General features: G+C 59.8%; 20 protein-coding genes. 15 read left to right on the top strand and 5 right to left on the bottom strand.

The genetic code is table 11. The features are described 5' to 3' along the window. The first annotated feature begins 39 nt into the window (after positions 1-39). From BLW80_RS26140 to BLW80_RS26110, 7 genes are all read left to right on the top strand, one after another. A complete protein-coding gene (locus BLW80_RS26140) occupies positions 40-3,351 on the top strand; it encodes a carboxyl transferase domain-containing protein (protein ID WP_093761022.1) in 3,312 nt (1,103 codons plus the stop codon). A gap of 41 nt (positions 3,352-3,392) precedes the next feature. Continuing rightward, the gene (locus tag BLW80_RS26135; protein WP_093761020.1) at positions 3,393-4,355 is read left to right on the top strand and encodes a hypothetical protein; all 963 of its coding nucleotides are present in this window, start codon (positions 3,393-3,395) and stop codon (positions 4,353-4,355) included. A 146-nt stretch (positions 4,356-4,501) separates the two neighbouring features. Continuing rightward, a complete protein-coding gene (locus tag BLW80_RS26130; RefSeq protein WP_093761018.1) occupies positions 4,502-4,837 on the top strand; it encodes a hypothetical protein in 336 nt (111 codons plus the stop codon). Positions 4,838-5,034: 197 nt separating this feature from the next. Then, positions 5,035-6,774 carry an adenylate/guanylate cyclase domain-containing protein gene (locus BLW80_RS26125; RefSeq protein WP_210185352.1) on the top strand — a complete coding sequence of 580 codons (1,740 nt, stop codon included), beginning with the start codon at positions 5,035-5,037 and terminating at the stop codon, positions 6,772-6,774. 18 nt (positions 6,775-6,792) lie between these two features. Beyond that, complete coding sequence (locus BLW80_RS26120) at positions 6,793-7,977, top strand: phosphatase PAP2 family protein (RefSeq protein WP_093761014.1); 1,185 nt, start codon at positions 6,793-6,795, stop codon at positions 7,975-7,977. Between the two features lie 47 nt (positions 7,978-8,024). Continuing rightward, positions 8,025-10,019: a S8 family serine peptidase gene (locus tag BLW80_RS26115; protein WP_093761012.1), complete on the top strand. Its 1,995-nt coding sequence runs from the start codon at positions 8,025-8,027 to the stop codon at positions 10,017-10,019. A 33-nt stretch (positions 10,020-10,052) separates the two neighbouring features. Continuing rightward, the gene (locus BLW80_RS26110; RefSeq protein WP_158550512.1) at positions 10,053-10,757 is read left to right on the top strand and encodes a Crp/Fnr family transcriptional regulator; all 705 of its coding nucleotides are present in this window, start codon (positions 10,053-10,055) and stop codon (positions 10,755-10,757) included. Positions 10,758-10,965: 208 nt separating this feature from the next. On the opposite strand, the gene nadC is transcribed toward BLW80_RS26110, so the two are convergent. The 5 genes from nadC to BLW80_RS26080 all read right to left on the bottom strand — a co-directional run bounded on the left by nadC (position 10,966) and on the right by BLW80_RS26080 (position 17,608). Next, entirely contained in the window at positions 10,966-11,832 is an 867-nt protein-coding gene (gene nadC, locus BLW80_RS26105; RefSeq protein WP_093761010.1) for a carboxylating nicotinate-nucleotide diphosphorylase, read from the bottom strand. A gap of 14 nt (positions 11,833-11,846) precedes the next feature. Next, on the bottom strand, positions 11,847-13,376 hold the full coding sequence (locus BLW80_RS26100) for an L-aspartate oxidase (protein ID WP_093761008.1): 1,530 nt from the start codon (positions 13,374-13,376) through the stop codon (positions 11,847-11,849). Continuing rightward, a complete protein-coding gene (nadA, locus tag BLW80_RS26095) occupies positions 13,373-14,356 on the bottom strand; it encodes a quinolinate synthase NadA (protein WP_093761199.1) in 984 nt (327 codons plus the stop codon). Before nadA ends, BLW80_RS26100 begins: the two co-directional genes overlap by 4 nt. Positions 14,357-14,408: 52 nt before the next feature. Further along, complete coding sequence (locus tag BLW80_RS26090) at positions 14,409-15,401, bottom strand: NUDIX hydrolase (protein WP_093761006.1); 993 nt, start codon at positions 15,399-15,401, stop codon at positions 14,409-14,411. A gap of 1,136 nt (positions 15,402-16,537) precedes the next feature. Next, positions 16,538-17,608 (bottom strand): LysR family transcriptional regulator, encoded by a 1,071-nt coding sequence (locus BLW80_RS26080; RefSeq protein WP_244528444.1) that lies wholly within the window; start codon positions 17,606-17,608, stop codon positions 16,538-16,540. Between the two features lie 164 nt (positions 17,609-17,772). Here BLW80_RS26080 and purU point away from each other — a divergent pair, with 164 nt between their 5' ends. The 8 genes from purU to BLW80_RS26040 all read left to right on the top strand — a co-directional run bounded on the left by purU (position 17,773) and on the right by BLW80_RS26040 (position 25,508). Beyond that, a complete protein-coding gene (purU, locus tag BLW80_RS26075) occupies positions 17,773-18,651 on the top strand; it encodes a formyltetrahydrofolate deformylase (protein ID WP_244528443.1) in 879 nt (292 codons plus the stop codon). A 21-nt stretch (positions 18,652-18,672) separates the two neighbouring features. Further along, positions 18,673-19,950, top strand: a complete 1,278-nt coding sequence (locus tag BLW80_RS26070) for a glycine cleavage T C-terminal barrel domain-containing protein (RefSeq protein WP_093761002.1) — start codon at positions 18,673-18,675, stop codon at positions 19,948-19,950. Between the two features lie 5 nt (positions 19,951-19,955). After that, on the top strand, positions 19,956-20,897 hold the full coding sequence (gene folD, locus BLW80_RS26065) for a bifunctional methylenetetrahydrofolate dehydrogenase/methenyltetrahydrofolate cyclohydrolase FolD (RefSeq protein WP_093761000.1): 942 nt from the start codon (positions 19,956-19,958) through the stop codon (positions 20,895-20,897). Between the two features lie 107 nt (positions 20,898-21,004). Then, positions 21,005-22,183, top strand: a complete 1,179-nt coding sequence (locus BLW80_RS26060; protein WP_093760998.1) for an ABC transporter substrate-binding protein — start codon at positions 21,005-21,007, stop codon at positions 22,181-22,183. Between the two features lie 30 nt (positions 22,184-22,213). Further along, positions 22,214-23,080 carry a branched-chain amino acid ABC transporter permease gene (locus BLW80_RS26055; RefSeq protein ID WP_210185351.1) on the top strand — a complete coding sequence of 289 codons (867 nt, stop codon included), beginning with the start codon at positions 22,214-22,216 and terminating at the stop codon, positions 23,078-23,080. After that, entirely contained in the window at positions 23,077-24,054 is a 978-nt protein-coding gene (locus tag BLW80_RS26050) for a branched-chain amino acid ABC transporter permease (RefSeq protein ID WP_093760996.1), read from the top strand. The genes BLW80_RS26055 and BLW80_RS26050 overlap by 4 nt, the downstream gene beginning before the upstream one ends. Continuing rightward, entirely contained in the window at positions 24,047-24,805 is a 759-nt protein-coding gene (locus BLW80_RS26045) for an ABC transporter ATP-binding protein (RefSeq protein WP_093760994.1), read from the top strand. The genes BLW80_RS26050 and BLW80_RS26045 overlap by 8 nt, the downstream gene beginning before the upstream one ends. Then, positions 24,798-25,508: an ABC transporter ATP-binding protein gene (locus tag BLW80_RS26040; protein WP_244528442.1), complete on the top strand. Its 711-nt coding sequence runs from the start codon at positions 24,798-24,800 to the stop codon at positions 25,506-25,508. Before BLW80_RS26045 ends, BLW80_RS26040 begins: the two co-directional genes overlap by 8 nt. Positions 25,509-25,762 lie beyond the last annotated feature (254 nt).

The raw sequence follows: 25,762 nt of genomic DNA, 5'->3' as shown, positions 1-25,762 counted from the left end.
TGCCACCCCGGATCGCGTCTGTTGTTCAGGAGAGTTTTTATGCCCTTTCGCAAGTTGCTGATTGCCAATCGCGGCGAGATCGCCATTCGTATCGCGCGCGCCGCGGCGGACGCCGGCCTTGCCACCGTTGCCATATATCCAGCCGATGACGCGCTGTCGCTGCATGTACGGATCGCCGACGAGTCTACGGAAATCCCCGGCCGTGGTGCGCGTGCTTATCTCGACATCGAAGGTGTGATTGGTGCAGCGAAAGCCACCGGCTGCGATGCGCTGCATCCGGGCTACGGCTTTCTCAGCGAGAACGCCGATCTGGCCCGCCGCTGCGCCGAAGAGGGCATCACCTTTGTCGGCCCGTCACCCGCGGCATTGCAGCTGTTTGGCGACAAGGTTGCGGCCAAGCAACTCGCCAAGCGCTGTGGTGTGCCGATCATCGCGGGCACCACGGGCCCCTCGACGCTTGATGAGGTGAAAGCGTTCTTCACATCGCTCGGGAGCAATGCCGCCGTGATGATCAAGGCCATGGCTGGCGGCGGCGGCCGCGGCATGCGCGTGGTCGAACGCGCCGCAGATCTCGACGACGCCTATGCGCGTTGTCAGTCTGAGGCCAAGGCGGCCTTCGGCAGCGACGGCGTCTATGTCGAGCGTCTCATTCGCAATGCCCGTCATATCGAAGTGCAGATCATCGGCGATCGTCACGGCGATATCAGCCAGCTCTGGGAGCGTGAATGCACGATCCAGCGCCGCAATCAGAAGCTGGTCGAAGTAGCGCCGAGTCCGTCGCTGTCACACAAATTGCGCAGCCGCATCGTTGAAGCCGCCAAAAATCTTGCGGCGGAGGCGAAGTATGACAGCCTCGGTACGTTCGAATTCCTGGTCGATGGCGAGGTTGGCGAGGGCGATGGCGCCTTCGCCTTTATCGAGGCCAATCCGCGGCTGCAAGTCGAGCACACCGTGACCGAGGAAGCGCTGTCGGTCGATCTGGTGCGGTCGCAGCTCGCCGTTGCCGGCGGCGCCACGCTGGCGTCGCTCGGCCTCGATCAGGCCTCGGTGCCGAGCCCGCGCGGTTTCGCCATGCAGCTCCGCATCAATATGGAAACCATGGATGCCACCGGCGCCACAAAACCGACCGGCGGCACGCTCGCGATTTTCGAGCCACCGTCAGGCCCGGGTGTGCGTGTCGATACGTTCGGTTATGCCGGTTACAAGACCAGTGCGGCCTTCGACTCGTTGCTGGCCAAGGTGATCGTCCACACGCCGTCGTCGAAATGGTCCGACGCCATAGCCAAGGGCACGCGGGCGTTACGCGAATTCCGCATCGAGGGCGTCGCCACCAATATCCCGCTGATGCAGGCGATCCTGGCCAATGCCGATTTCCAGGCCAATCGCATCAGCACCAGCTTCATCGATCGCAACGTCGCCGATCTGGTCGCTGCCACACTGACAGCGGGCAAGCCGCTATTCGCCGCCAGCGGATCAACCGGTGATGCACGGACATCCGCCGGCGTCGTACAGCCCGCGCCGGAAGGATCGATCCCGGTCGCGGCGCCGCTGCAGGGCACGGTCGTGTCCATTCCGGTGGCCGAAGGCGATGTTGTCAGGCCCGGCCAGCAACTCGCCATCATCGAATCCATGAAGATGGAGCATCTGGTGACTGCGGAGCAGGGCGGTCGCGTCACCCGGATCGCGGCATCCGATGGCGTCACGTTGATGCAGGGCGAGCCCATTCTGTATATCGAACCTCAGGACGTGGCCGGCGACCTCGCCACGGAAGAAACCGATATCGATCTCGACCACATTCGTCCCGACCTTGCCGAACTGATCGCTCGCCAGGGGATCACGCTCGATGAAAACCGGCCCTCTTCGGTCGAGCGCCGGCGCAAGACCAATCAGCGCACCGCGCGCGAGAATATTGCACAACTGGTCGATGACGGCTCGTTCATGGAATATGGCAGCCTCGCCATCGCCGGCCAGCGGCGCCGCCGCGCGGTCGATGATCTCATCAAGAACACGCCGGCCGATGGTCTGGTCGCCGGTCCGGCCACGGTCAATGCCGCCAAATTCGGCGAGCATGAGGCTCGCTGCATGGTGATTTCCTATGATTACACCGTGCTGGCGGGTACCCAGGGCCATATGAATCACAAGAAGATCGACCGCATGCTGTCGCTGGTCGAGCAGTGGAAAATGCCGCTGGTGTTCTATGCCGAAGGCGGCGGTGGTCGTCCCGGCGATACCGATCGGCTCGGCATGACGGGTCTCGACGGGCCGTCTTTCGTGCAATTCGCGAAACTCTCGGGTCTCGTCCCGGTGGTCGGCGTGGTGTCTGGCTATTGCTTCGCGGGCAATGCTGCGATGCTCGGTTGTTGTGACGTTATCATCGCCACGAAGAACGCCTCGATCGGCATGGGGGGTCCTGCGATGATCGAAGGCGGGGGTCTCGGCGTCTATCATCCGGCCGAAGTCGGACCCGTCTCTTTCCAGTCACCGAACGGCGTCATCGATATTCTCGTCGAGGACGAAGAGGAAGCGACATGGGCCGCGCAGAAATATCTGTCCTACTTCCAAGGCGCCGTCACCGAATGGCGTGCGCCTGACCAGCGCCTGCTGCGGCGTGCGATTCCGGAGAACCGGTTGCGCGTCTATGACATCCGCGCGGTGATCGATCTGATCGCTGATGAGGATTCCGTGCTCGAAATCCGGCGCGATTTCGGCGTCGGCATGATCACTGCGTTCATTCGTATCGAAGGCAAGCCATTCGGCCTGATTGCCAACAATCCGAAACATCTCGGCGGCGCCATCGACGCCGCGGCCGGCGACAAGGCCGCGCGCTTCTTGCAGCTCTGCGATGCATTCGACATTCCGATCGTGTCGCTCTGCGATACGCCGGGCTTCATGGTTGGGCCGGAGGCGGAGAAGACCGCGATCGTGCGTCATGTCGCGCGTATGTTTGTCACCGGCGCGAGCATCACAGTGCCGTTGTTCGGCATCGTGCTGCGCAAGGGCTATGGGCTCGGTGCCCAGTCGATGATCGGCGGCGGTTTTCACGCCTCGTTCTTCACCGCGGCGTGGCCGACCGGCGAATTCGGCGGCATGGGGCTGGAAGGCTACGTCCGGCTCGGCTACCGCAAGGAAATGGAGGCGATCGCCGATCCGGTGGAGCGCGAGACCTATTACAAGAACAAGGTCGCCGAGCTCTATGCCAACGGGAAGGCGACCTCGATCGCTTCGGTGTTTGAGATCGACAATGTCATCGACCCCGCCGAGACGCGCCGCTGGGTGATGGCCGGCCTGCGTTCGGTGCCGAAGCCGCCGCAACGCGAGGGTCGCAAGCGCCCCTGTGTCGATACCTGGTAGCCACAACGAACCGACGGCTCACATTCCCGGAGGGGGTTCCAATGATATCAAAAACATTCGATACGGTGATTGAGGACGCCGGAAATGCACTGATCGGTCCGTGGCGACAGCCCCGACAGATGCTCCATGCGCAGACTTACGACTCTCACGCATCCATCCATGACGATGCCACCGCGCAGAAGCTCGGCTTCAAGGGCGGGACCATCGAGGGCCCGACCCATTTCAGCCAGTTTGCACCGCTCTGCGAACGACTGTGGGGCAAGGACTGGTTCGAGACGGGCTGCATCTCGGCCCATTATCGTGCTGCCGCCTTTGAGGGCGAGGAGGTACAGGCCGTTGTCGAAAAGCCGATCGATGGCGGGCATTATTGCACGATCAGGATGGCGAAGCGTGATGGCACCGAAGTGTTGCGCGGCAGTGCCTCAATCGGCGGCGATGCGCCAGCCTCCGCCCTGGATATCCGACTCACTGAGCTGAAGCCGCTGAGTGATGCCGTAATCCTGCGCGACATCAAGCTCGGCATGACCACAGCACCGCAGATTGTCCGGTTGGATTTCGATCAGAACATGGGCGAGCTCTATCCATTCTCGCTTGAACAGAAGCTTAAGGTCATCACTGAGCCGTCGCCCTATTACGCGCCAGAGAGCGCTGGCAACTCGCCATGGGGACGCGCGATCATTCCGATGGAAATGCTCAGTGTGTTATTTCAGCACGGCAGCAAGAAGGATCGTCTGCCGGTCAAGGGGCCGGCAGTCGGCCTGTTCGCCGATCAGGAAATCCGGTTGCTACGAGGTCCGTTGTTTGTTGGAGAAGACTACCGCATAGACCGAAAGGTCGTCGCGATGTCCGGCAGCAAACGCACCGAGAGTCTGTGGGTGCGCACCGAAGTCTTCAATAGCTCGAACGCGCTGGTCGCGACGATGCTGCTCAATCTGGCGACGCTCAAGGAATCCTACGCCAGCTACGACCAAGAATTCGCTGCGCTTCCTCGAAGCCGCGCGTAGCCTGATACGCTATCTTTGGTTCAAGGGGCGGCCAGGCCGGGACAAAGAGCGTCGGCAATCAGACAAAATCATCCCGGGATGTGACGCTCGTCACATCCACCTCCAGCGGGACGCAGTAAGGCTATGTGCCTTATCTGGAGGCAATCATGAGTGCATCGGAAGATAAACTGGAGCAGTCCTATCGTCGATTATACCATCGCTTGATGATCGGGGCCGGAGTGATTTGCGCCGTCCTCATGTGTGCGATCGTGGTTGGGCAAACCGCCGCAGTCCCCGCCATCATGAAGCAAATCGTTTCAGGCTTTAACGATGTACATCCGTCGTCAGGGGCGGAGGCGCCGTCGCTACGCGCAGGTCGCAGTTGTCGGCTGAAGAACTCCTGGTCTATGATCGGGATAGTACCATTCGGTCCGGCGGCAGGTATCGATGACAACGGCTGGCGTATCAAAGTCGAGTCGCGTGGCGACGTGGTTGCAATCTAGTCGTCAGGAGCGGCGTCCTGAAATCGCCGTTGTTCAAGTCTAGCTAACAAGTTCTTGGCGGGCAAAATTGAGTGTGATCCGCCCGCGATACCGAGTTTGTGCGCATTAGTGCACAAGAGTGCGGATCAGAACAGTGACCAGCGAGGCTGATGGCTAGATCAAGCGCTTCACTCGCATTCGAGAATCCGGAATGGGTGGTGCGCACACTGCTCTTCGTGGACGTGGTCGAGTCCGTGCGATTGATGGAAGAGAACGAGGCCAGCACCGTACAGCGATGGCGTAAACTCGTTAAAATGATAGATGAAGATATCTTGCCGCGGTTCGAGGGGCGGCTTGTAAAGAGCCTTGGGGATGGGCTCCTGATGGAATTCCCTCAATCTCCCCTCGCGGTGAAAGCTGCCTTTGCAGTCCAGAATGCGTGTGCGGTTATCAATGAAGGCGTTCCGCAAGATCAGTATATCCTCGTCCGTGAAGGAGCTCACGTCGGTCATCTTCTTGCCGACGAGCACGATGTTTACGGGGCTGACGTTAACCTTGCAGCCCGACTCACAGGTTTAGCGGGGCCGGGGGAAATTGTTGTATCGGCCGATGTTCGCGACCAACTCGTGCCTGTATTGGATGCCGACGTCGAGGATTTGGGAGCTTGTTACCTTAAACATGTGCATGAACCCGTTCGAGCGTATCGTGTCGGCCCACCAGGGCCGCGACCCGTGATCGAGCCAGGTGCTGTATCAATGCCGAAGTTGCGCGCCACTGTCGCGATCGTGCCTTTTACCGGGCTGGATGATGGTCCGGAACATCGGGTCATTGGCGAAGTGCTCGCCGACGAAGTCATATCCGCGCTTTCGCGTTCATCGGAGCTGAACGTCATCTCGCGCCTGTCGACGTCTGTCTTTCGCGGGCGGGATAGTTCGGTCGAGGAGATCAGTAGCTATTTGACGGCGAACTACGTTCTGTCGGGCTCTTACCGCAAGGCCGGAAGTAAGTTGCGGGTGAACCTCGAACTGGCATCTTCGTCGAATCTGACGATCGTTTGGTCTGATTCCTTCGTTTGTAGCGCGACAGCTTTGATCAGCGGAAAGGACGGTGCTGTCGCGGGTATTGTGACGGCGGTCAGCTTGGCGATCATGGCGCGCGAGCTTGAACGCGCGCAGTCGCAATCACTCCCGACCGTCGAGAGCTACACGTTGTTGATGGGGGCGATCGCACTCATGCATCGCCTTTCGGTGCAGGATTTTGACAGGTCGCGTCAGATGCTCCAGGTCCTGACCGAGCGTATGCCCCGCCAGGCCGTACCATGGGCATGGATGGCCAAGTGGCACATATTGCGGGTCCAGCAGGGATGGACCGATGACTGGAGTGCGGATACGCAACTGGCGCTCGATTGCGGGCGGCGAGCGCTGAGTGCCGATCCGCGCTGTTCCCTCGCGCTGGTGGTTATGGGCTTTGCTCATACCAATCTGCTGAAACAGTTTGACGTCGCGCAGGAACAGTATGACCTCGCGCTGCGCGTCAATCCCAACGATGCGATGGCGTGGCTGCTAAAGGGAACGCTTCTTGCCTTCAAGGATGCTGGAAAGTCGGCAGTCGAACACACCGAGCACGCGCTGAAACTGTCGCCGCTGGACCCTCACAGATATTTCTACGATTCCTTGGCCGCAACGGCTGCGCTCTCCGCCGGGCAATATAAGCGTGCCATCGATCTTGCGAACCGTTCGTTGCGCGCAAATCGCACGCATACATCTACGTTTCGCGCGCTGGCGATCGCGCAATGGCAACTCGGCCTTCATCAAGAGGCGCGCAAGACGGTGACCGAGTTGATGAAACTCGAGCCGGGCTTGACGGTCGCGAAATATCGCGAGCGTCACCCCAGTGGGGGATATGAAACCGGCCGCATCTGGTCGAGCGCATTGCAGGGAGCTGGTGTACCGAATTAGCAGAACGGGAGCGAAAACATGTGCACGATGGGTCCTGAAGGCGGCGCAGGAGGTGCGGGGGGCGCAGGCGGCGCCGGTGGTGCTGGGGGAGCGGGCGGTGCCGGAGGTGCAGGCGGTGCTGGCGCTGGGCCCTACGGCAGTTATGGATCGCCGCTGGTTGCCGATGCACTCGTCAAGCACCGCGACGGTATCGTCGGAAGCTGGCTCGGTCAGACCGTCAATCGGTCGCCACGTGCGCTGGACGACAAGAAGAACCTCGCGCTCTGGGAGCCGTGGGTGCGTGCGGCGGTAATCGACTTCGAACTGCTGTCGCACCTCCATTTTACGAGCCACTCAGAGAGATTCAGCTATAAGCATCAGGGCAAGAACGTCTCCCGGACACCGAGCGAGAAGTCGGTCACGGTCTGGCAGTTCCACGTTCAAACCACAGCGACAGATCCGTCCCCCAAAGCGAAATCGAGCCGGATAGCGACTTTGATTCGCCCGCCGGTCGACACTTTTAAAGGACAGCTAGAGTTTCTGGATCAATATTCCGATCTTCGCGAGGATCGTGTTTCAGAAATCGTGACCCAGCTCGGTCCTCAATATGCGTTCTGGAGTTCGGTCGTGAACTTGCATCCGGAGCGCACCAAGAAGACGATCGAGCTGCTCGATGCTGCGCTTCGGTTTGCGACCGCGGTGGAAATGCGCATCAAGCATGCTCTGGCGTGCTGGCGACCATATGAGCTGTCGTCTCAGGTTCAACCGATCATTCTAACGCCGGGCCACGGGACATTTCCGAGCGGTCATTCAACCGAAAATCACATGATTGCGCGCATCCTGTGGGAGCTGTACGGGCGCGAACCGAAACTGGGTGAGCAGTTGATGCGACAGGCGGCCCGCATAGCGGTCAACCGCACAGTGGCGGGTGTCCATTTCCCGGTCGACACTGCGGCCGGTCAGGTGCTTGGACTGTCACTTGCCCGCTATTTCATTCTGCGGGCGAAAGGTGGGTCGAGGTTCAACGCCTGGCGTTTTGACGGCGGGCGATACGCAGCTACTCAGGATTTCGATTTCCATGATTTCTATAATCCAGCAAACGGGCAGGAAAAGCCGAGTCCCCTGATCGATCCGCCCTATGTCGATTTTCTTGCCTCCACGCCGCCGGCTGTATCACCGATTCTGAAGTGGTTGTGGGACGCGGCGTTGGCAGAGGTGAAGTAGTTGCTAGGTAATGGCGGTAGGGCGATCGCATTCGCGAGGTGTGCGTTATGGCAGAAGGACAGAAGCGGGTTTCGCCTTATCTCGAATGGGCAGTGCTGACCGAGTTCGCCTATCTGCCGGGTGAGTGGTTCTGGGTCTTGTTGGAGCTTGATGGACCCGCGGAAGCCTTTGCCCGTTCCGTCGTGAGCTCGGGGCTGGATCAGTCCATTCGAATTCCTGCGGTCTATCAAGGGGCGCCGCCCTCGCTGAGAGGTGCCGATCTAACATGCTGTATGGCGATCGCAAGGCGCGAGGCTCTTTCCGCAATTGTTGGTGGCAACGTATCGCGCGGAGAGGCCAAACGGTTTGCGCCCCTGCTGCCCTCGATCAATCGAATCGAGCTTGGAACGCCGACGACACATCTGTTCGAGAAGACGGACCCGATCGAGCAGCCGTTGCTTGCCACAAGGCCGTCGCGACGGGCAATTGTTGCGATCATCGATGACGGATTGGCATTCGCGCATGAGAGATTCCGCTTTCGGAATGGCCGATCACGGGTGAAGTACTTCTGGAACCAGGATGATCACACAAATACAGGCATGCCGACGGGCTTCGGCTGGGGGCGCGAGCTGCAGGAGAACGAGATCAATCGGCTGCTGACGTCCTGCACGCATACTGGACTGCTGGATGAGGATGAGTTCTATCGGTTGGCCGGCCAGAAGCTGGTTGCTCGCCGCGCTAAGCACGGAACGCATGTCATGGATATCGCCTGCGGGCGCGATCCAAAGCATGCGGTTCCTGAAGATCCCAGCCTTCCCTATATTATCGGCGTTCAATTGCCGAAGTGGGTGACAGAGGAGACGTCGGGCGCATTCCTGACTCCGAATGTCTACGCCGCCATCTCCTATGTGCTGAGCCGTGCGGATCAGATTTCGGCCGCTGAAGGGACGGGGCCAATCCCTGTGGTCATCAATTTGAGTTATGGGACCATTGCAGGCCCGCACGACGGCACGTCACAGCTGGAAGCTGCGATTGATCAGTTGATAGCGTCACGCACCGCACCGCTCAGGGTCGTTCTGCCGGCCGGAAATCACTATCTGGCGCGATGTCATGCCTTCGTCGAACTGTCTCAGGCGTCAGTCCGTAGCCAGCAGCCCGAGCGCTTGAAGTGGCGCGTGCAGCCTGACGATAAGGCCAACAGCTTTATGGAGCTCTGGCTGCCCAAACAGCCAACAGAGAAGTCCCGGCCCGAAATCGCCATAAGGATTACCACTCCGACGAACCAGCGTAGTCCCTGGATCGGGGCTAACCAGAACTGGCAGTGGCGCGTAGGAGGCCGGCTCCGGTTCTTCGCGAAATACGATGCTACAGTCGGGGAGCGATCACAGATATTCCTTGCCATGGCGCCCACCATTGCTTTTACAACTCCTCCACGTACGGCGCCGTCGGGGACGTGGCTGATCGAGTTCAAAAACAAGAGGGCAGCAACGACAGTCGATGTTTGGATTCAGCGCGGCGACACGCCGTTTGGCTATCCGTTGTCAGGGCGACAATCTCGCTTTGAAGACGAGGATTACGTGCGTTTCGATCTTGCCGGACGACTGGAGCAAGACGACAAGGGCTCCAGTCCGGTCCGGAGGGAAAGTACAATCAACGCATTGGCAACAGGAACGCGCGCGATCGTTGCGGGTGCATATCGTCGCAGTGACAAGGATGTCAGCGAATATTCGGGGGGCGGAGGACGCGCGACTGCGGGTGGCGCGTCCCCAATCCGCAGCCCCGACGTGTCGGCAGTCGGAGACGAGTCGTCAGTGTACAGAAATCTGCTCGCCGCGGGCACGCGCAGTGGGTCCGTTGTGACGATGAATGGGACAAGTGTGGCGGCTCCCCAGGTGACGCGATTGATCTCGGAGTTGATGATCTCGCAGCTTGCCTGCGATCGTCCGGACGTACAGCGCATAGCGAGAACAGGAGACACGAAGGCGCCGGGTCCAGGCTCACCACTGGCTGTGCGGCTCGGGGCTGGCCGGCTGGATCGGTGCGGACGTCCAAACAGACCCTAATTATGGGCCGTGTGGAGCACAGGGGACACCGCGGTGTCGAAAGCGAAGGCAGCGAGATCTGCGAGCCGCCAGGCGGCAATACGTAAGAACGCGATCTTCAGCGACCTCGCGCCCGAAACGATTGCCCAGCTGTTTCAGCGGGCGTCTTTCCAGACCTTCGAACGGGGAGACTATGTTTTTCGACGCGGAGACCCTGGGACGTGCCTGTTCGGAGTTGTGGAGGGCTCGGTGCGGATGTGTGCATCCTCTCCTGACGGAAAGAGCGTGGTCTTGAATCTGATTGGTGCCGGTCAGACATTTGGTGAGATTGCCGTTCTGGATGGCCTCGACCGGACAACAGATGCGATCGCGAACAGTGATTGTGAGGTCTGGGGAATTGCGCGGCGCGATCTGATTCCCCTGGTTCGAACCGAGCCGGCTTTGGCTGCAAAGTTCATTGATCTGTTATGCGCCCGCCTGAGATGGACAAGCGAGCATCTGGAAGAGGTGATCCTTCACGGCCTCGAGGCGCGTCTTGCTCATATCGTTGTCAGACTTGCGGAGCGGAATCTGCGCATGGACGGCTCCCTCGTTGTGAATATGACACAGCAGAGCGTCAGCGAGATGGTGGGCATTTCGCGGGAGCGCGCAAATAAAATCATATCCGCCTGGGCAGACCGCGGCTGGGTTCTGGTCAAGAGTCGTACACTTGTCCTTCTCAATCCTCAGGCACTGAGGAACATCGCCTCGCGAAGTTAGAACGTGACGATGCCGTTGCCGATCGGATGTTCATTTTGTCGCAGAGCCGTGAAAAGATCTGCTTTTGGTCTCCCGAGAGGAGCTGGCTAGAGGACGAAGGCCGTGCGGCGCGGGATCGACGAAGCTACTGGTACAAAGTTGCAATCGGACAATTGCTGAAGCTTTCCGTTGATATTGAGTTCGGCCACAACAGCATCAACAACCTTCCTCACATCTTCCGATCATCCGGTTTGAAATCGAGCCCGATGTCGAGAACGCCGACGCTATGGGTGAGCCAGCCGATTGAGATCAGATCGACGCCGGTCGCAGCGATGTGCGGCGCTGTCGCGGGTGTGATGCGGCCAGAGGCTTCGGTGACCGCCCGACCTGCGACCATCGCGACGGCTTCCGTGAGCGTCGGTGGATCCATATTGTCAAGGAGTACCGCGTCTACACCGTGATCGAGCGCCTCGCGCAGCTGATCGAGCGTGTCGACTTCGAGCTCGATCTTGACCAGATGGCCGACACCGGTTTTCGCCCGCTTCAACGCCTCGGCTATGCTGCCGGCGATGGCGACGTGATTGTCCTTGATGAGCACGGCATCGTCGAGGCCGAACCGGTGATTGCTGCCACCGCCAACGCGGATCGCATATTTTTCGATGGCGCGCAGCCCTGGCGTTGTCTTGCGCGTGCAAACAATTTTCGTCTGGTAGTCGCGGACCGCTGCAACCACAGATGCCGTTGCCGTTGCGATTCCGCTCAGGCGGCACAGAAAATTCAATGCAACCCGTTCAGCAGTTAAAATACCTCGCGCGGGGCCGGTGATCGTAGCGATCACGTCACCGGGCGCCAGAACTGCGCCATCGTTGCGCTCGATATGCATCTCGATCGCGGGATCGATCAGTTGAAAGGCGAGTCGAGCGAGGTCGAGCCCGGCCACCACGCCGGGCTGGCGCGCAACAAGAAGTGTCGTGGCGCGTCGGCCGGCTGGCACGATCGCATCGGTCGTGAGATCTCCAGCTCGTCCGAGATCTTCAAGCAACGCCATGCGAACCAATGGCTCGATCATGACATGGGGGAGCGGCGAGGGCGTCATGGCGATCCTTTAGGTTAGGCGACGAGTTCCGGGATGTCGTCTCGCGCGGCTTGAAGCGCATCATCAAGGCGCAGCGTCGAACGCTGTGCCAGACTCGTGTGCTTCGGGAAGTCAGTGCGTGCATGCGCGCCGCGGCTTTCTTGGCGGCGCAAGGCAGCGATCACGATCATCAGGCCGACAATTGCGGGGTCGCTTGCAGCTTGCTGCGAGATCGCGAGGGGATAGAGCGCGCGAGCGGCGGCACGCAGGCCTTCGCCATCGCGTAATACGCCTGCGGCACGCGACAGAATAGGGCGCACCAAACTTGGGTCGCTGTGTGTTACTCCACCGGGCAACATTGGCTGCCGCCGCCGGATGGAGGTCGTTGCGGCAATATTCTGGGCAACCCAGCCGCCACACACGGCCGCCTCGAGGAGTGAATTACTGGCAAGCCGGTTTGCACCATGCAGGCCGGTGCAGGCAGCTTCGCCGCAGGCCCACAGACCGTCGACGGAGGTCCGCCCGGTCCGGTCAACCAGTATGCCGCCCATGTGGTAGTGCGCAGCGGGACGGACTGGGATTGGCTGCGTAACCGGATCGATTCCTGCATCGCGACAAAGTGCCGTGATGGCCGGGAACCGCCGCGCAAAGTCGAGTCTCTTCACGCCCCTTGCGTCGAGAAAAACCCGATGCCCCGCCGCGATGTGCCGCCAGACGGCACGTGCAACGATATCGCGGGACGCAAGCTCGGCGCCGGGGGCACCGGCCATGAAGCGATCGCTATTTTCGTCGACCAGGATCGCGCCTTCTCCGCGTACGGCCTCACTGATGAGCTTCAGTGGAGAGGACTTGCTGTCGAGCGCCGTCGGATGGAACTGGATAAATTCAAGATCGCCCATGACGGCGCCAGCGCGTGCTGCGAGCGCGAGGCCCTGGCCAAAGGATCCAGCCGGATTTGTCCCATGCAGAAACAGACCTCCGATGCCACCGGTCGCGATGACGACACGATCGGTGGCAAAGAGCACGGGTCCCGGGCCGGTATGGCCGAGAAGACCCACCACTGCATTGTCTTCGACGACCAGGCGCTGTGCCGTGGCTCCCTCGATCACCATGATCGAAGGCGTCTTGCGGACCATGCGGACCAGGGCTCGAATGACGTCCCGGCCTGTTGCGTCACCCCCGGCATGGATGATCCGGCGGCGCGAATGCGCGGCCTCGAGGCCGAGGATGATCTTGCCGCAGGCATCCCGATCGAAAATGACGCCGAGCCGCGCCAGCTGTTCGATCGCTGCGGGCGCTGCGGCGAGGATAGAGGCCGCGATGGTTTCGTCGCACAAGCCGTCACCGGCGGCGAGTGTGTCCGCCAGATGCAGCGAAGCATTATCATCCGCCCCGATACTGGCAGCGATACCGCCTTGCGCGAGTGTGCTCGACGATTCCGAGCCCAGCGGCGCGCCGGTCAGGAGCAGCACCGGTTGCGGCGCGAGCGCCAGGGCGGTCATGAGGCCAGCGATGCCGCCGCCGATGATGACGGGAGCGCCGTTCGTATCGTGCAATGCTGTCATGTGACGGCCAGCATTCGCTCGACCGCGAGGCGTGCGCGCGCTGCAACACTGTCGTCGATCGTGACCTCGTGCTGCATCGTCTCCAACGCGTGACGGATGTTGCCGAGCGTGATCGTCTTCATGTGTGGACAAAGATTGCACGGACGCATGAATTCGAGGTCCGGGTACTGGATGGCGACATTGTCGCTCATCGAGCATTCCGTCAGAAGCACGACCCGCGGTGGTCGTTTGCTTGCGACGTAGGACGACATGGCGGCCGTCGAGCCGGAAAAATCGGCCTCCACCAGCACCTCTGGCGGGCACTCCGGGTGCGCCAATACGACAACACCGGGGTGGTTCTCGCGCAATTGCCGCACCTCTTCGGCGCTGAAGCGCTCGTGCACCTCGCAATGACCGGTCCAGGTAATCACTTTCACTGCTGTCTCGGCAGCGATGTTCCTGGCCAGATATTCATCCGGCAGCATGATCACGCGTTCAACGCCAAGCGACTCGATCACCGCCTTGGCATTGCCTGAGGTGCAGCAGATATCCGACTCTGCCTTCACCGCGGCCGAGGTGTTCACATAAGTTACGATAGGCACGCCAGGATAAGTTTGCCGCAGCAGCCTCACGTCCTCGGGCGTGATGGAGTCGGCAAGCGAGCAGCCGGCACCGCGATCGGGAATCAGCACGGTCTTCGACGGGTTGAGTAATTTGGCCGTCTCAGCCATGAAGTGAACACCGGCGAGAACGATGACGTCTGCCTCCACGTGCGTCGCTTCGCGCGCCAAAGCGAGGCTGTCGCCGACAATGTCCGCGACGCAGTGGAAGATGTCCGGTGTCTGATAATTGTGGGCAAGGATGACCGCGTTGCGGCTCTTCTTCAACGCGATGATCGCGTCGATATCTTCTGACAGCATCGACCATTCGATCGCGGGGATCGCGTGGCGCACTTTCGCATAGAGATGTTCCGAAGGACGCAGTTCAGGTATCGACAGCATGATATATACTCTCATTGAGCATATATTATACTGTAATCGAGTATAAGGATTGTCAAGCCCCCGAGACGGGAAGTTTGGTTCCGGTGATGGCGCGTTCCGCAAGGACGGCACGGCGAAAGCGGAAGAGTTTTGCCGGACGTCCGCCGGTGTCCTGGCTGGTTTCGCCAGTTTCTTCAACGAGTTCCTGCTGCTCGATCAGACGGCGGAAATTCGGCTTGTGCACTTGCCGTCCCGCCAGCGCCTCAACACAGCGTTGCAATTGCAGCAGCGTGAATGTGTCCGGCATCAATTCAAATACGACCGGATGGTATTTGATTTTGGCCCTGAGTCTTGCAATTCCAGTGGCCAGAATCCGGCGATGGTCCAGGATCATGGGGTGACCCGGCGTGTTCGATAGAGCCGCACGGGTAGACGTGGATGCTGAGGAATTTCCGCGTGTCGCCTCCGGGATCAGTCTCGCCTCATATAATAGTTCGTACCGTTGCAGAACCAGTTCCTCGTTCCAGCTGTGCTCTTCGAAACCGAAGAGCATGGCGGCGCGCTGCCGACGAGCACGCTGCGCCGCCCGATCGGATGCTGCGGAAGCCCAGGCTTTGAGCCCTGGCTGCAGAGCTTTCTCCACCAGCGGCGGTGGGCCGTCACGATGATCCTCCCAGGGGAAATAATTATACCAGCCGCGCCATCTGGCCTCGTGTTCGCCAAGTGTCGGTTGTTCTCGTGTCAAGCCAAGATAGCTGATCGAGATGACATGCTGCGCAGTGGTGCCAGCGCGATCACGATCGGCAAAGGTGTAGAGCTGCTCGACATAGCCGAGCGGCAACCGTGTCTGCCGTTCGACCCAGGCACGTAGCCCCGATTGCAGCGAACGATGGGCGAGTTCGAAAGGTCCGGAGGGCAGGGCGCGCTGATCCTGGATCGTTAGAACACGAGGCTCACCCGAGGTCACGGCTACCAGCACGGCAACAAGATCAGCCGCAATTCCTTGCGGCGATGAATGCGCTGCCAGACGCGCTGGCCTGGAATTGGGGCTGTCAAGCGGGTTCATGAGCTCGTCTGCTTAAGTGTTCGTAGGTACAGGGTGAAAGGCTGCATCGCGAATCCACACCGATATTTTAACATGAAGCTGCAACGCGACGCGCACGGCAATTGCGGTCATCCAGACTTGAATGGGTCGCGTCAGCGCACTTTTCCGACGTGCCATCCCGGTTGGCCACTTGGCCTTATGAGATCGCGTGCGGATTGCGGATATTCCCGAGCATGTCGGAGATCTTACCTGGGCAAGCTCGCCGAAAAACGCGCTGGGCGAGGTGTTCACCGACTTTCTTCCACCGCCCTTATCTGTCTACGTGCTCTGTTCCCAGACACGCCAGCCCCAGCGATCCAGCAGGCGCTTGATCAACATCGACGGGCGGCCATCAAACGAGCCGCACTATTCATCCCACGTGATCTTCATCCCAGCCCCCGAGCGAACGAGAGGGGAGCACATTCCACGGATCGTTGCGCATCGTCCGCGCATCGTTCTGTGCTGAGTTATTTATCAGGAAAAGTTGGGAGCGAAAAAAGCCCAGCAATCACGGGCTTAAATGATGGGCGCACAAGGGATCGAACCTTGGACCTCTCCCGTGTGATGGCGACACCTACCGTAATAAAATCAGTATGTTATCGGGGCTTTACGGCGTTTTCCGCAGTTTTTTCGACACTCAGCCCGGCATGGGATGTTGACCTTTGGTCCCTCCGACAGGAGGTCATCCAGAACCTCACTTTTCCAAAATCTACCCAGCTGGAAGCTAAGCGCGTCGTCGCCAGCGCGTCCGGTGATGCCGGGCCAGCGAAGCTGATGTATCCAGAGTGCCGAGCAACGATATGAGCGCCTGCCTGGCTTCGGCTTCTCGGAGAAACCGCGCAGCGCGACCGGATGGGGCGTTGACCGTATCGCTGCCGCCTGAGAAAGCTCGGGTAAGCCCAACGTATCACAGATCGTCAATGTTCCGACTGGAGTCATAGTCTACCCGCAGGAGGTCATCACGCCGGTTAGGAGCTGGATGCAAACTTCATTCAGTAACATCCGGCACTGGTCGGAGATGGGAAAGGCGGTTACTTTGCCGCCTTCGAATAGCCGGATCTCTACGTAACAGACGTCCGCAAGTTCTTTCGGCTCGTCCGATGAACGCATTTGCACGTTCAACGGTAACGCGATTTTCCGTCTGGGGGTATGGCGGCGGCCAGCGCTGCAGCTTTTGCGCGCGACCTAGCATAGTCTGCGGACATCGCGAGCGCGGGGTCACGATCGCGCAATTCTTCGGCTACAATCGATTGCAGCCAGCGAACCGCAGGTTCGTTATCCATCCGACGATGCCAGTGCTGTTTGAGCTCGATAAGCGGGATGGAAACTGGCGGTGGCATCAACTTGAGACCGGCGTTGGCGTACCAAGCTCCCAGCGAGAAAGGCACCGTTGCGATCATGTCGCTTGTCGCGACCAACTGCGGCACGCTCATGAAATGGGGCAAATGAAGGACGACGCGGCGCTGCAGCTTCAGCTCACGGATGCGTCGTTCAAAAATCTCTTGGCTACGACCCTGCTGGCTCACCACAATGTGGTCCGCCGCAAGAAACTGATCGAGCGAAAGGTTGTCTCCTATTGCAGGATGGTCTCTTCGGGCGATGCATGTGAAGGGATGATCGAAAAGATCCTCCGTGACAATGTTGGGGCCGATGAGGTCGGGGAAGTAGCCAATTGCTAGATCAATCTCGCCGCGTTCGAGCGCATCTTCCAAATGCTCATGCGATGTCGCGACGCAGCGAAGGCTGACATTCGGAGCGACCGCCCGGATCCGTTGCAATATCGGCGGGATGAAGATCAATACGCCGATATCTGTCGTGGTAATCGTGAAGACACGATCGCTTTCCGCAGGCGAAAAGTGCGGCTTCCGCAAGATATGATGATCGACCGTGGAGAGCACTGTCCGCACCGGTCCCGCTATGGATTCTGCAAACGGCGTCGGCCGCATGCCGCGTCCGGTCGAGAGAAAGAGCTGATCTCCGAAGAATTCGCGAAGCTTTCGTAACCCGGCGCTGGCCATGGGCTGGCTCATGCCGAGTTGGCGCGCCACGGCCGACAGGTTCTGCTCCTTGAACAGCCCGTCGAGCAAAAGCAGCAGGTTGAGGTCCAGACGTCGGATATCCATCACAGTGATATCTCGTATCAGATAATACTGGATTTTCAATGACGGCGATCTGGCTAGATTGACCACGAGAAGCCCTCCAGCGGGCCATCAGGGGAAACGTTCAAGCCGATCTTGCCAGCCCGGAAATGGGCTAGTCGGCCACGCGCGCGCTCCCCCGAATTCGAATTCTACCGCGATTGCAGAGGCATAAGCCGCTGCTTGGTCCGCGGGTTTGGTTTTGAGGAGCTCACTTGTCGCTGCAGTCCGAACTGGGTGTGCCCCAACAATACACTTTGACCCTGTCATGCCGTGACGTACCCGGCATCGTCGCGGACGTGTCCCGTTGCCTGTTCGAGTGCGGCGGCAACATCGTCGAGGCGGCGCAGATGGAAGATGCCATGAGCGGCCGCTTCTTCATGAGAGTCGGGGTGGCAATCGAAGACGCTGGCGCGGCGGCGGTGAGGGCGAGCTTCGGCGATATCGCCCGGAAGTTCGATATGCAGTGGCGGCTCACGGATTCCTCCGAACGAAAGCGGGTCGTTCTTCTCGTCTCAAAATTCGATCACTGCCTTGGTGACTTGCTGTACCGGCATCGGCTTGGCGAGCTTGACATGGATGTTGTGGGCATCATCTCCAACCATCCACGCTCCTCGCTCAACGTCAGTTTGGTTGGCGATATTCCGTTCCACTATCTGTCCGTTACGAAAGAGACCAAGTCCGATCAGGAAGCGCAGATCAGAGAGATTGTTGACGATACGAACGCCGATCTCATCGTCCTCGCACGCTATATGCAGATCCTGTCTGACGACTTCGCCCGCTATCTGTCCGGGCGTTGCATCAACATCCATCACAGCTTCCTTCCCGGCTTCAAGGGCGCGCGGCCCTATCACCAGGCGCATGCGCGCGGCGTGAAACTGATCGGGGCGACGGCTCACTTCGTCACCGGCGATCTCGATGAAGGGCCGATCATCGAACAGGACGTGGAGCGGGTCAGTCACCGTGATACGCCGGAAGATCTGGTCCGCAAGGGGCGGGACATCGAGCGTCGCGTGCTGTCGCGCGCCGTCCACCTGTTCCTCCAAGACCGTCTTATCATCAATGGCGAACGCACAATTGTCTTCGCCGACTGACAAACAGGGAGAACAACGACCATGCACACCAAAGATCTGCGCAAGACGCCCGAAGGTTACTTCACCTCGCGCTGGGGCCTTCCGGAATACACCGACTGGATCGACGAAAGCATGTCCTGGAAAGAGACTTGCTCCATCGGCGACTGGTCGTTCCTGTGGGAGCGTCGTTTCAAGGGACCGGATGCGCTGAAGCTGTTCTCGGACACGTCGGTCAGCAGCTTCCAGAAGTTCGATATTCTGCAATCGAAGCACGTAGTCCATACCAACAAGGCCGGAAAGGTCATCGCGGAAGGTATTCTCAGCCGCTTGTCGGAAGACGAGTTCATGCTGTTTGGTCGCGGCACGTTCTGGGTCGAGTACAATCGGCTCCGCGGCAACTACAACGTGACCTCTCAGGCTGACGACTGGTTCAACTTTCAGGTTGCAGGTCCGACCGCTTTGGCGCTGCTCGAGAAGGTGGCGAAGACCTCGCTGAGAGACGTGAAGTTCATGCATTCCGGCGAGATCGAGATCGCCGGCTGCAAGATGCTGGCTCTGCGTCAGGGCATGTCGGGTGAGATCGGCTTTGAATTGCAGGGGCCGACCAGCCACGCCACGCAGGTCTATGACGCCATCATTTCGGCCGGTCAGGAATTCGGCCTCCGCAAACTCGGCGGTCGCGCGATCTTCATCAACCACCTCGAAGCTTGCTTCCCGACCATCGTTACCGATTACATGCCTGCGATTTTTGACGATGATATGAAGGACTATCAGGACGAATTCCGCAGAGCGATGCCCGGCTTCGCGTCGACCTTCAACGTTGCCGGCAGCTTTCAGTCGGACGACATCCGGGATTGGTATCGCAGCCCCGTGGAACTCGGCTGGGGGAAGACCGTCAAGTTCGATCACGATTTCATCGGGCGTGCTGCGCTCGAGGAGGAAGTCGCCAATCCGCGCCGCATCATTCGTACATTGGTGTGGAACGGAGAGGATGTCAGCGACGTCCATGCGTCGCTGTTCCAAAAGGAGCAGGAGCCCTATCAGTACATGGAAATGCCGCGTGATCAGCGTGGTTTCATGTATGCCGACCGCGTACTCATCGGCGGCAAGGATGTCGGCGTAACCACGTCACGTGGCTATAGCTATTACTTCCGCGAGATGCTGTCGCTCTGCACGATCGATGTCGCTCATGCCGAGATCGGCACCGAAGTTGAAGTGTTGTGGGGTGAACCAGGCAAGCGCCAGAAGAAGATCCGCGCAAAGGTCGCCGCGGCTCCTTACAAGAAGGACAATCGGCGCGCCGATCTGTCCAAAGCGTAAGCGCCATGGCCGCGCGCATCATCGACGGGAAGGCGATAGCAGCAGACGTCCGGGCGGAGGTGGCGGCCGGGGTCGCTGCCTTCGTCGCCGACGGCTCGCCGCCGCCTGGTCTCGCCGTGGTCCTTGTCGGCGAGGACCCGGCAAGTCACGTCTATGTTGCGAACAAGGTGCGGCAGACCGAATCCGTCGGGATGTCGTCGCAGCAATACATACTCGATGCTGCGACGACCGAGCGGGAACTCCTGGACCTGGTGGCGAGGCTCAACGCGGATAATCGCGTCCACGGCATTCTCGTCCAGTTTCCGCTTCCTTCGCATATCGACACCGCCAGGGTGGTAAGCGCCATCAATCCCGGCAAGGACGTGGATGGCTTCAACCCCTTGAATGTTGGACGAACGGCCACCGGAATGAAGGGCGCACTCACGCCATGCACACCGTTGGGCGTGATGCGACTGATCCATTCCGTTCATGACAACGTGGCGGGCCTCGGCGCGCTTGTCGTTGGGGCATCCAACGTTGTCGGTCGTCCGATGGCGCGCTTGTTGCTGCAGGAGCAATGTACGGTTTCCGTCGCACATGTCCTGACCACCGATCTCGAACGCCGCTGCAGGGAAGCGGACATCCTCGTGGTCGCAACGGGCGTCCCCGGTTTGATCCGCGGGCAATTCATCAAGCCGGGGGCGACGGTGATCGACGTCGGCATCACGCGCATCAAATCGTCTTCCGGAACGGAGCGCCTTGTTGGTGACGTGGCATTCGACGAGGCAATCGAGGTTGCGGGAGCGATCACGCCCGTGCCCGGAGGGGTCGGCCCGATGACGATCGCTTGCCTTCTGGCCAACACGCTCAGTGCTGCTCGATCGTCCATTGGCGAATCCGATGAGGATGCACATGGACAAGGTACGCTGCCGGCGATGAGCGGTTCAGTTACGGCAATGCAGGCGTGAGGAGGCACATCCATAGCGTCTAACAGAATCGCACTACGAAGATCGAAACGAAATCAAAGCCAGCCTTCACAAAAAGGCTCAAGGCGTCACAGAGGGAGGAGATCAATATGTTGAGTTTAAGAAAACTCGTGTGCGTTCTGACGATGGTGGTTGCAGGCTCGGCAGCCCAGGCGGATACGGTGAAAGTCGGCGTAATCGGACCATTCTCGGGACCGTTTGCGTCCGCGTTCGGAACGCCGTTCCGTCAGGGGATTGAGACATTCGTCTCCCTGAACGGCGACCCTGCGCCGAATACGAAGATTGAATTCGTCTATCGTGATCTTGGACTGGGAGATCCGGCACGGGCGCGGTCGCTCGCTCAGGAACTGATCACGGGTGAGAAAGTCCAGTATCTCGCCGGTTTCGTCTTCACGCCGAATGCCCTGGCGGTCGCTCCGATCATCGAGAGTGCCAAGATTCCGACCGTGATTTTTAACGCCTCGACATCGGTTGTCGTCTCGAAGTCGAACTATTTTGTTCGTACGTCCAATACCCTGCCGCAGGTCACCGTGCCGGTCGCAAAACGCGCGCTGGAAAGGGGCATCTCGCGCGTGATCACGATCGTCAGTGACTACGGACCCGGCATCGACGCCGAAACCGCCTTCAAGCGGACATTCGAGGAAGGAAAAGGGGAGATCGTCGAGTCCATCCGGATGCCCTTGTCCACGACCGACTTCGGACCGTTCCTGCAGCGCATTCGTTTGGCAAAACCGGATGCATTGTTCACCTTCCTGCCGTTCGGTCCTCCGACGTTCGGTTTTGTGAAAGCGTATAACGACAACGGGCTTCGCCAGAGCGGCGTACGCTTCCTCGGTACCGCAGAGACGCAAGAGACCGATCTGCAGGCCCTGGGTGATCCGGCCATCGGTCTGGAGACCGGATACTTCTATTCCGGTGCTCACCGTTCGCCCGAAAACAAGGCCTTTGTCGAGCGGCTTGAGAAGCTGTTCCCCGGCGCGATCGCAAATCCGGCGACGGTTTCGGCGTTCGACGGAACGCGTGCGCTCTACACGATGATCAAGGCGACCGGCGGCAAGGCCGATCCCGCAGGAGCGATGGCAGCGATCAAGGGAGCCAAGTGGGAGAGCCCCCGCGGTCCGATCTCTATCGATCCCCAGACGCGGGACATCATCCAGAACGTCTACATCCGCAACGTTAAGCGTGACGAGTCTGGAAAGTTGATCAACGAAGAGATTCAGATCTACGCCGATCAACCGGACTACGGCGCAGCTCCTGCTGCCAAGTAGCAGGCCGCACTCGAGAGCGAGGGTAAATTGTTGGAACTTGCTGCAAGCATTCTGATCGACAGTTCCGCATACGGCATGACGCTGTTCATGATCGCAGTGGGACTATCGGTCACCCTCGGACTGATGCGGGTTGTCAATCTCGCACATGGTCTGTTCGCTGTCCTGGGCGGATACCTGACCTGGTGGACGATGCAGAATCTGCACGTTCACTATGCGATTGCGGTCGTGGCCGCGGTCCTGGGCGTGGCTGTCGTTGGCCTCGTCCTCGAACGAACGATCTATCGGTTCATCTATGCGCGGGGACCGTTGGATCAGGTATTGCTGTCCATCGGTGTCGTATTCGTCGGGATTGCCGTCACGGGCGTCCTGTTTGGCGACGGGCTCAAATCCGTTCAATTGCCACCGCTGTTGTCGGGATCGACGGATATCGGGTTTCGCGTGATCCCGACGCATCGCATTCTGGTCGTATTCAGTGGGATCTGCGTCGTTTTCCTGATCTGGATGGTCTTCCAGTATACGCGTTTCGGCGTGCGGCTACGTGCGGCCGTGGACAACACCTCCGCTGCGGAGGCGCTCGGTATCGATAGCCGCGCGCTCTACGCCATCGCCTTCAGCCTTGGTGCCGCCTTGGCCGCGTTCGGCGGCATCCTCGGCGCCGAGATCATGCAGATCGAGCCATTTTATCCGATGAAGTATCTTGTTCTATTTCTCGCTGTGGTGGCGGTAGGCGGTCTTGGAAACATCTGGGGATCGCTCGGCGCTGCCATGTTGCTCGGCACGGTCGATACGAGCTGCAAATATTTGCTCCCGGCTTATGGATCGATGCTGACCTATGCGGCGATGCTCGCGGTGCTCAGCATCCGGCCGCTGGGCTTGTTCGGGTCGGAGGAGGCATGATGCGGCTCGCCGTCCAACGACGCCAATGGCCCGTCGAACTGCTCATCATTCCGACCACTGCCGCGCTGCTGGCTTATCTGTTTCCCAGTCAGCTCGGACTGTTGACCCAGATCGCGACAACGTCGCTCATGATCCTCGCTCTTGATGTGGTCGTCGGCTATGCGGGAATCGTGACGCTGGGCCATGCGGCATTTTTCGGCCTCGGCGCTTACGCCGCCGGCATCTATGCCATGAAGATCGTGTCCGAGCCGTTGAGCGGGCTACTCGTTGGCGGGATTGTTGGATGTGCAGTCGCCTTGCTGACGGGTACGATCGTCTTGCGGGCCCGGGGACTGTCATTGATCATGATGACCATTGCTGTCGCCCAGATCGTACTCGAGATAGCCAACAAAGCGCGCTGGTTGACCGGAGGTGACGACGGCCTTTCCGGAATCGAGATGTCGCCGCTGCTCGGCATCTTCGAATTCGACTTTACCGGTCGGACGGCGCTCGTCTACAGCGTCGCCGTCCTGACAATCAGCATGTTCATCCTGCGCCTCGTCATGCGGTCAGCCTTCGGATTGACGTGCGTCGGCATACGCGAGGATCGCTTGCGGATGTCGGCAATGGGATGCGACGTCAAGCGGCATCTACTCGTGGCCTACGGGCTGGGTGGTCTGTTCGCCGGAATCGCAGGCGCTTTATCTGCACAAACGGTTCAGGTAGTCGGTCTTCACAGCCTCAGCTTCACGACTTCCGCTGAAGCGCTCGTGATGCTGATCCTTGGCGGGACAGGGCGATTGTGGGGGGCGCTGATCGGGACGTTGCTGTTCATGACGATTCACCACGTCGCCGCCGAACTCGATCCGTTCCGTTGGATGCTGACCATTGGTGTCATATTGATCGTTGTAGTGCTGGTTGCTCCCGGAGGCGTCGTCAACAGCGTAATTGCTTTGCGGCGTCGATTTGCCCGGAAGGAGGTCGCAAATGTCTGATGCGCTGACGATCACTGGGCTCTGCAAGAACTTCGGCGCGCTGGCGGTCTCCTCCAACATTTCATTGTCGCTGAAGGTGGGCGCTCGCACTGCGCTGATCGGCCCCAACGGCGCGGGCAAGACCACGCTGATCAACATGATCACGGGGGCATTGGACCCAAGTTCCGGAAGGATCAGCTATTTCGGTCGGGATATCACGGCCGTTTCGCAGGCCGAACGGGCTCGGAATGGATTGCTCCGCACCTTTCAGGTGACACGTGTCTTCCGGCCCCTGACAGTGGCAGATAACATACGGCTTGCGGTGATCCAGCAGCAGGGGATCGCAATGCGCTTCTTCCTCGACGTCGCGCGTGAGCCGGGCATCAACGCGCGCGTTGAAGAGGCCCTTGCAATGCTGGACCTTGAGCCGCTAGCCGACCGCCGGATCGAGGAACTGGCATATGGCGAACGGCGCCTGGTCGAGATGGCACTGGCGCTCGCCGGGCGGCCGAGGGTGCTTCTGCTCGACGAGCCGGCTGCGGGCGTTCCAAAGAGCGAAAGCTCGATCATCATGCGCGCGATCGGCCGACTGCCAACGGATTTGGCGATCCTTTTCATCGAACATGATATGGACCTCGTTTTCCGCTTTGCCGAAGAGATCGTCGTGCTTGTGGCGGGTGAGATCATGACCGTCGGGACACCTGCGCAAATCTCGGCCGATGAACGGGTCAAGGAAATCTATTTCGGAAGGCGGCAGCATGCCAATGCGTGAGCTCGTACTGGACAATGTATCGGCGGGATATGCGGGTGCCACGGTCCTCGAAGGCGTCTCCCTGAGCGTGAAGCAAGGCGAGCGCGTCGGCATCGTTGGCCGGAACGGTGCCGGAAAGACTACGACGTTGGGAACGGCGATGGGGTTTGCCGAACTGCGTGGTGGCAATCTGAAGGCTGACGGCAAGGACCTGCGGCGCCTCAGACCGTTCAAGCGTGCGCGCCTTGGCATCGGCTACGTACCGCAGACGAGGGACATCTTCCCGACGTTGACCGTGGAAGAAAATCTCGAAGCCGGGCTGAATGGCCGGTCCCGAGATCATCTGTTCGAAGCTTACGATCTTTTTCCGCGCTTGGCCGAGCGCCGCCGGAATCGCGGTCGCGATCTGTCGGGCGGTGAGCAGCAAATGCTTTCCGTCGCACGGGCACTGATGAACGATGTGAGCATTCTGCTGCTCGACGAACCGCTGGAGGGCCTTGCGCCGGTCGTCGCGGATGAATTGATGGCCGCCATCAAACGTCTGACAGCCGATCGTGGTCTCGGATGCATCCTAATCGAGCAGCACGTCGATACGGTGCTCGACTTTTGCGACAACGTACTCGTTCTCGAGCGCGGAAGATCAGTGTTCTGGGGTGACGTTGCCACGCTGCGAAAGTCGCCGACGATCCTCAACAGTGCTATCGGGTTGCATCGGATTGAGTGAGGAAGCGGGAAGGCCTCCGAAAGCCACTGTATTCTATATCTCGGCCTGGCGCTGCTGCCTGCGACTATTCGGACCTATCACGGCTGCGGCGCCGAAGATGCGGCAGCTATTCTCGCGAGGGGCTGCTCACGCATAATCGTGAACGCTTGAAATCACGCGTGCTGGCCATCAGGCGGCGGTGAGAACAGTCATGGTTGTGCATCACCCACTTTTCCAAAGCAGTTGCTTCCGTTCCCCCCCGAGAACACCGGGAC

Source organism: Tardiphaga sp. OK245, from assembly GCF_900108575.1.
In the GTDB taxonomy this organism is placed as follows: domain Bacteria; phylum Pseudomonadota; class Alphaproteobacteria; order Rhizobiales; family Xanthobacteraceae; genus Tardiphaga; species Tardiphaga robiniae.
This window is presented reverse-complemented; position numbering and strand designations above follow the sequence as displayed.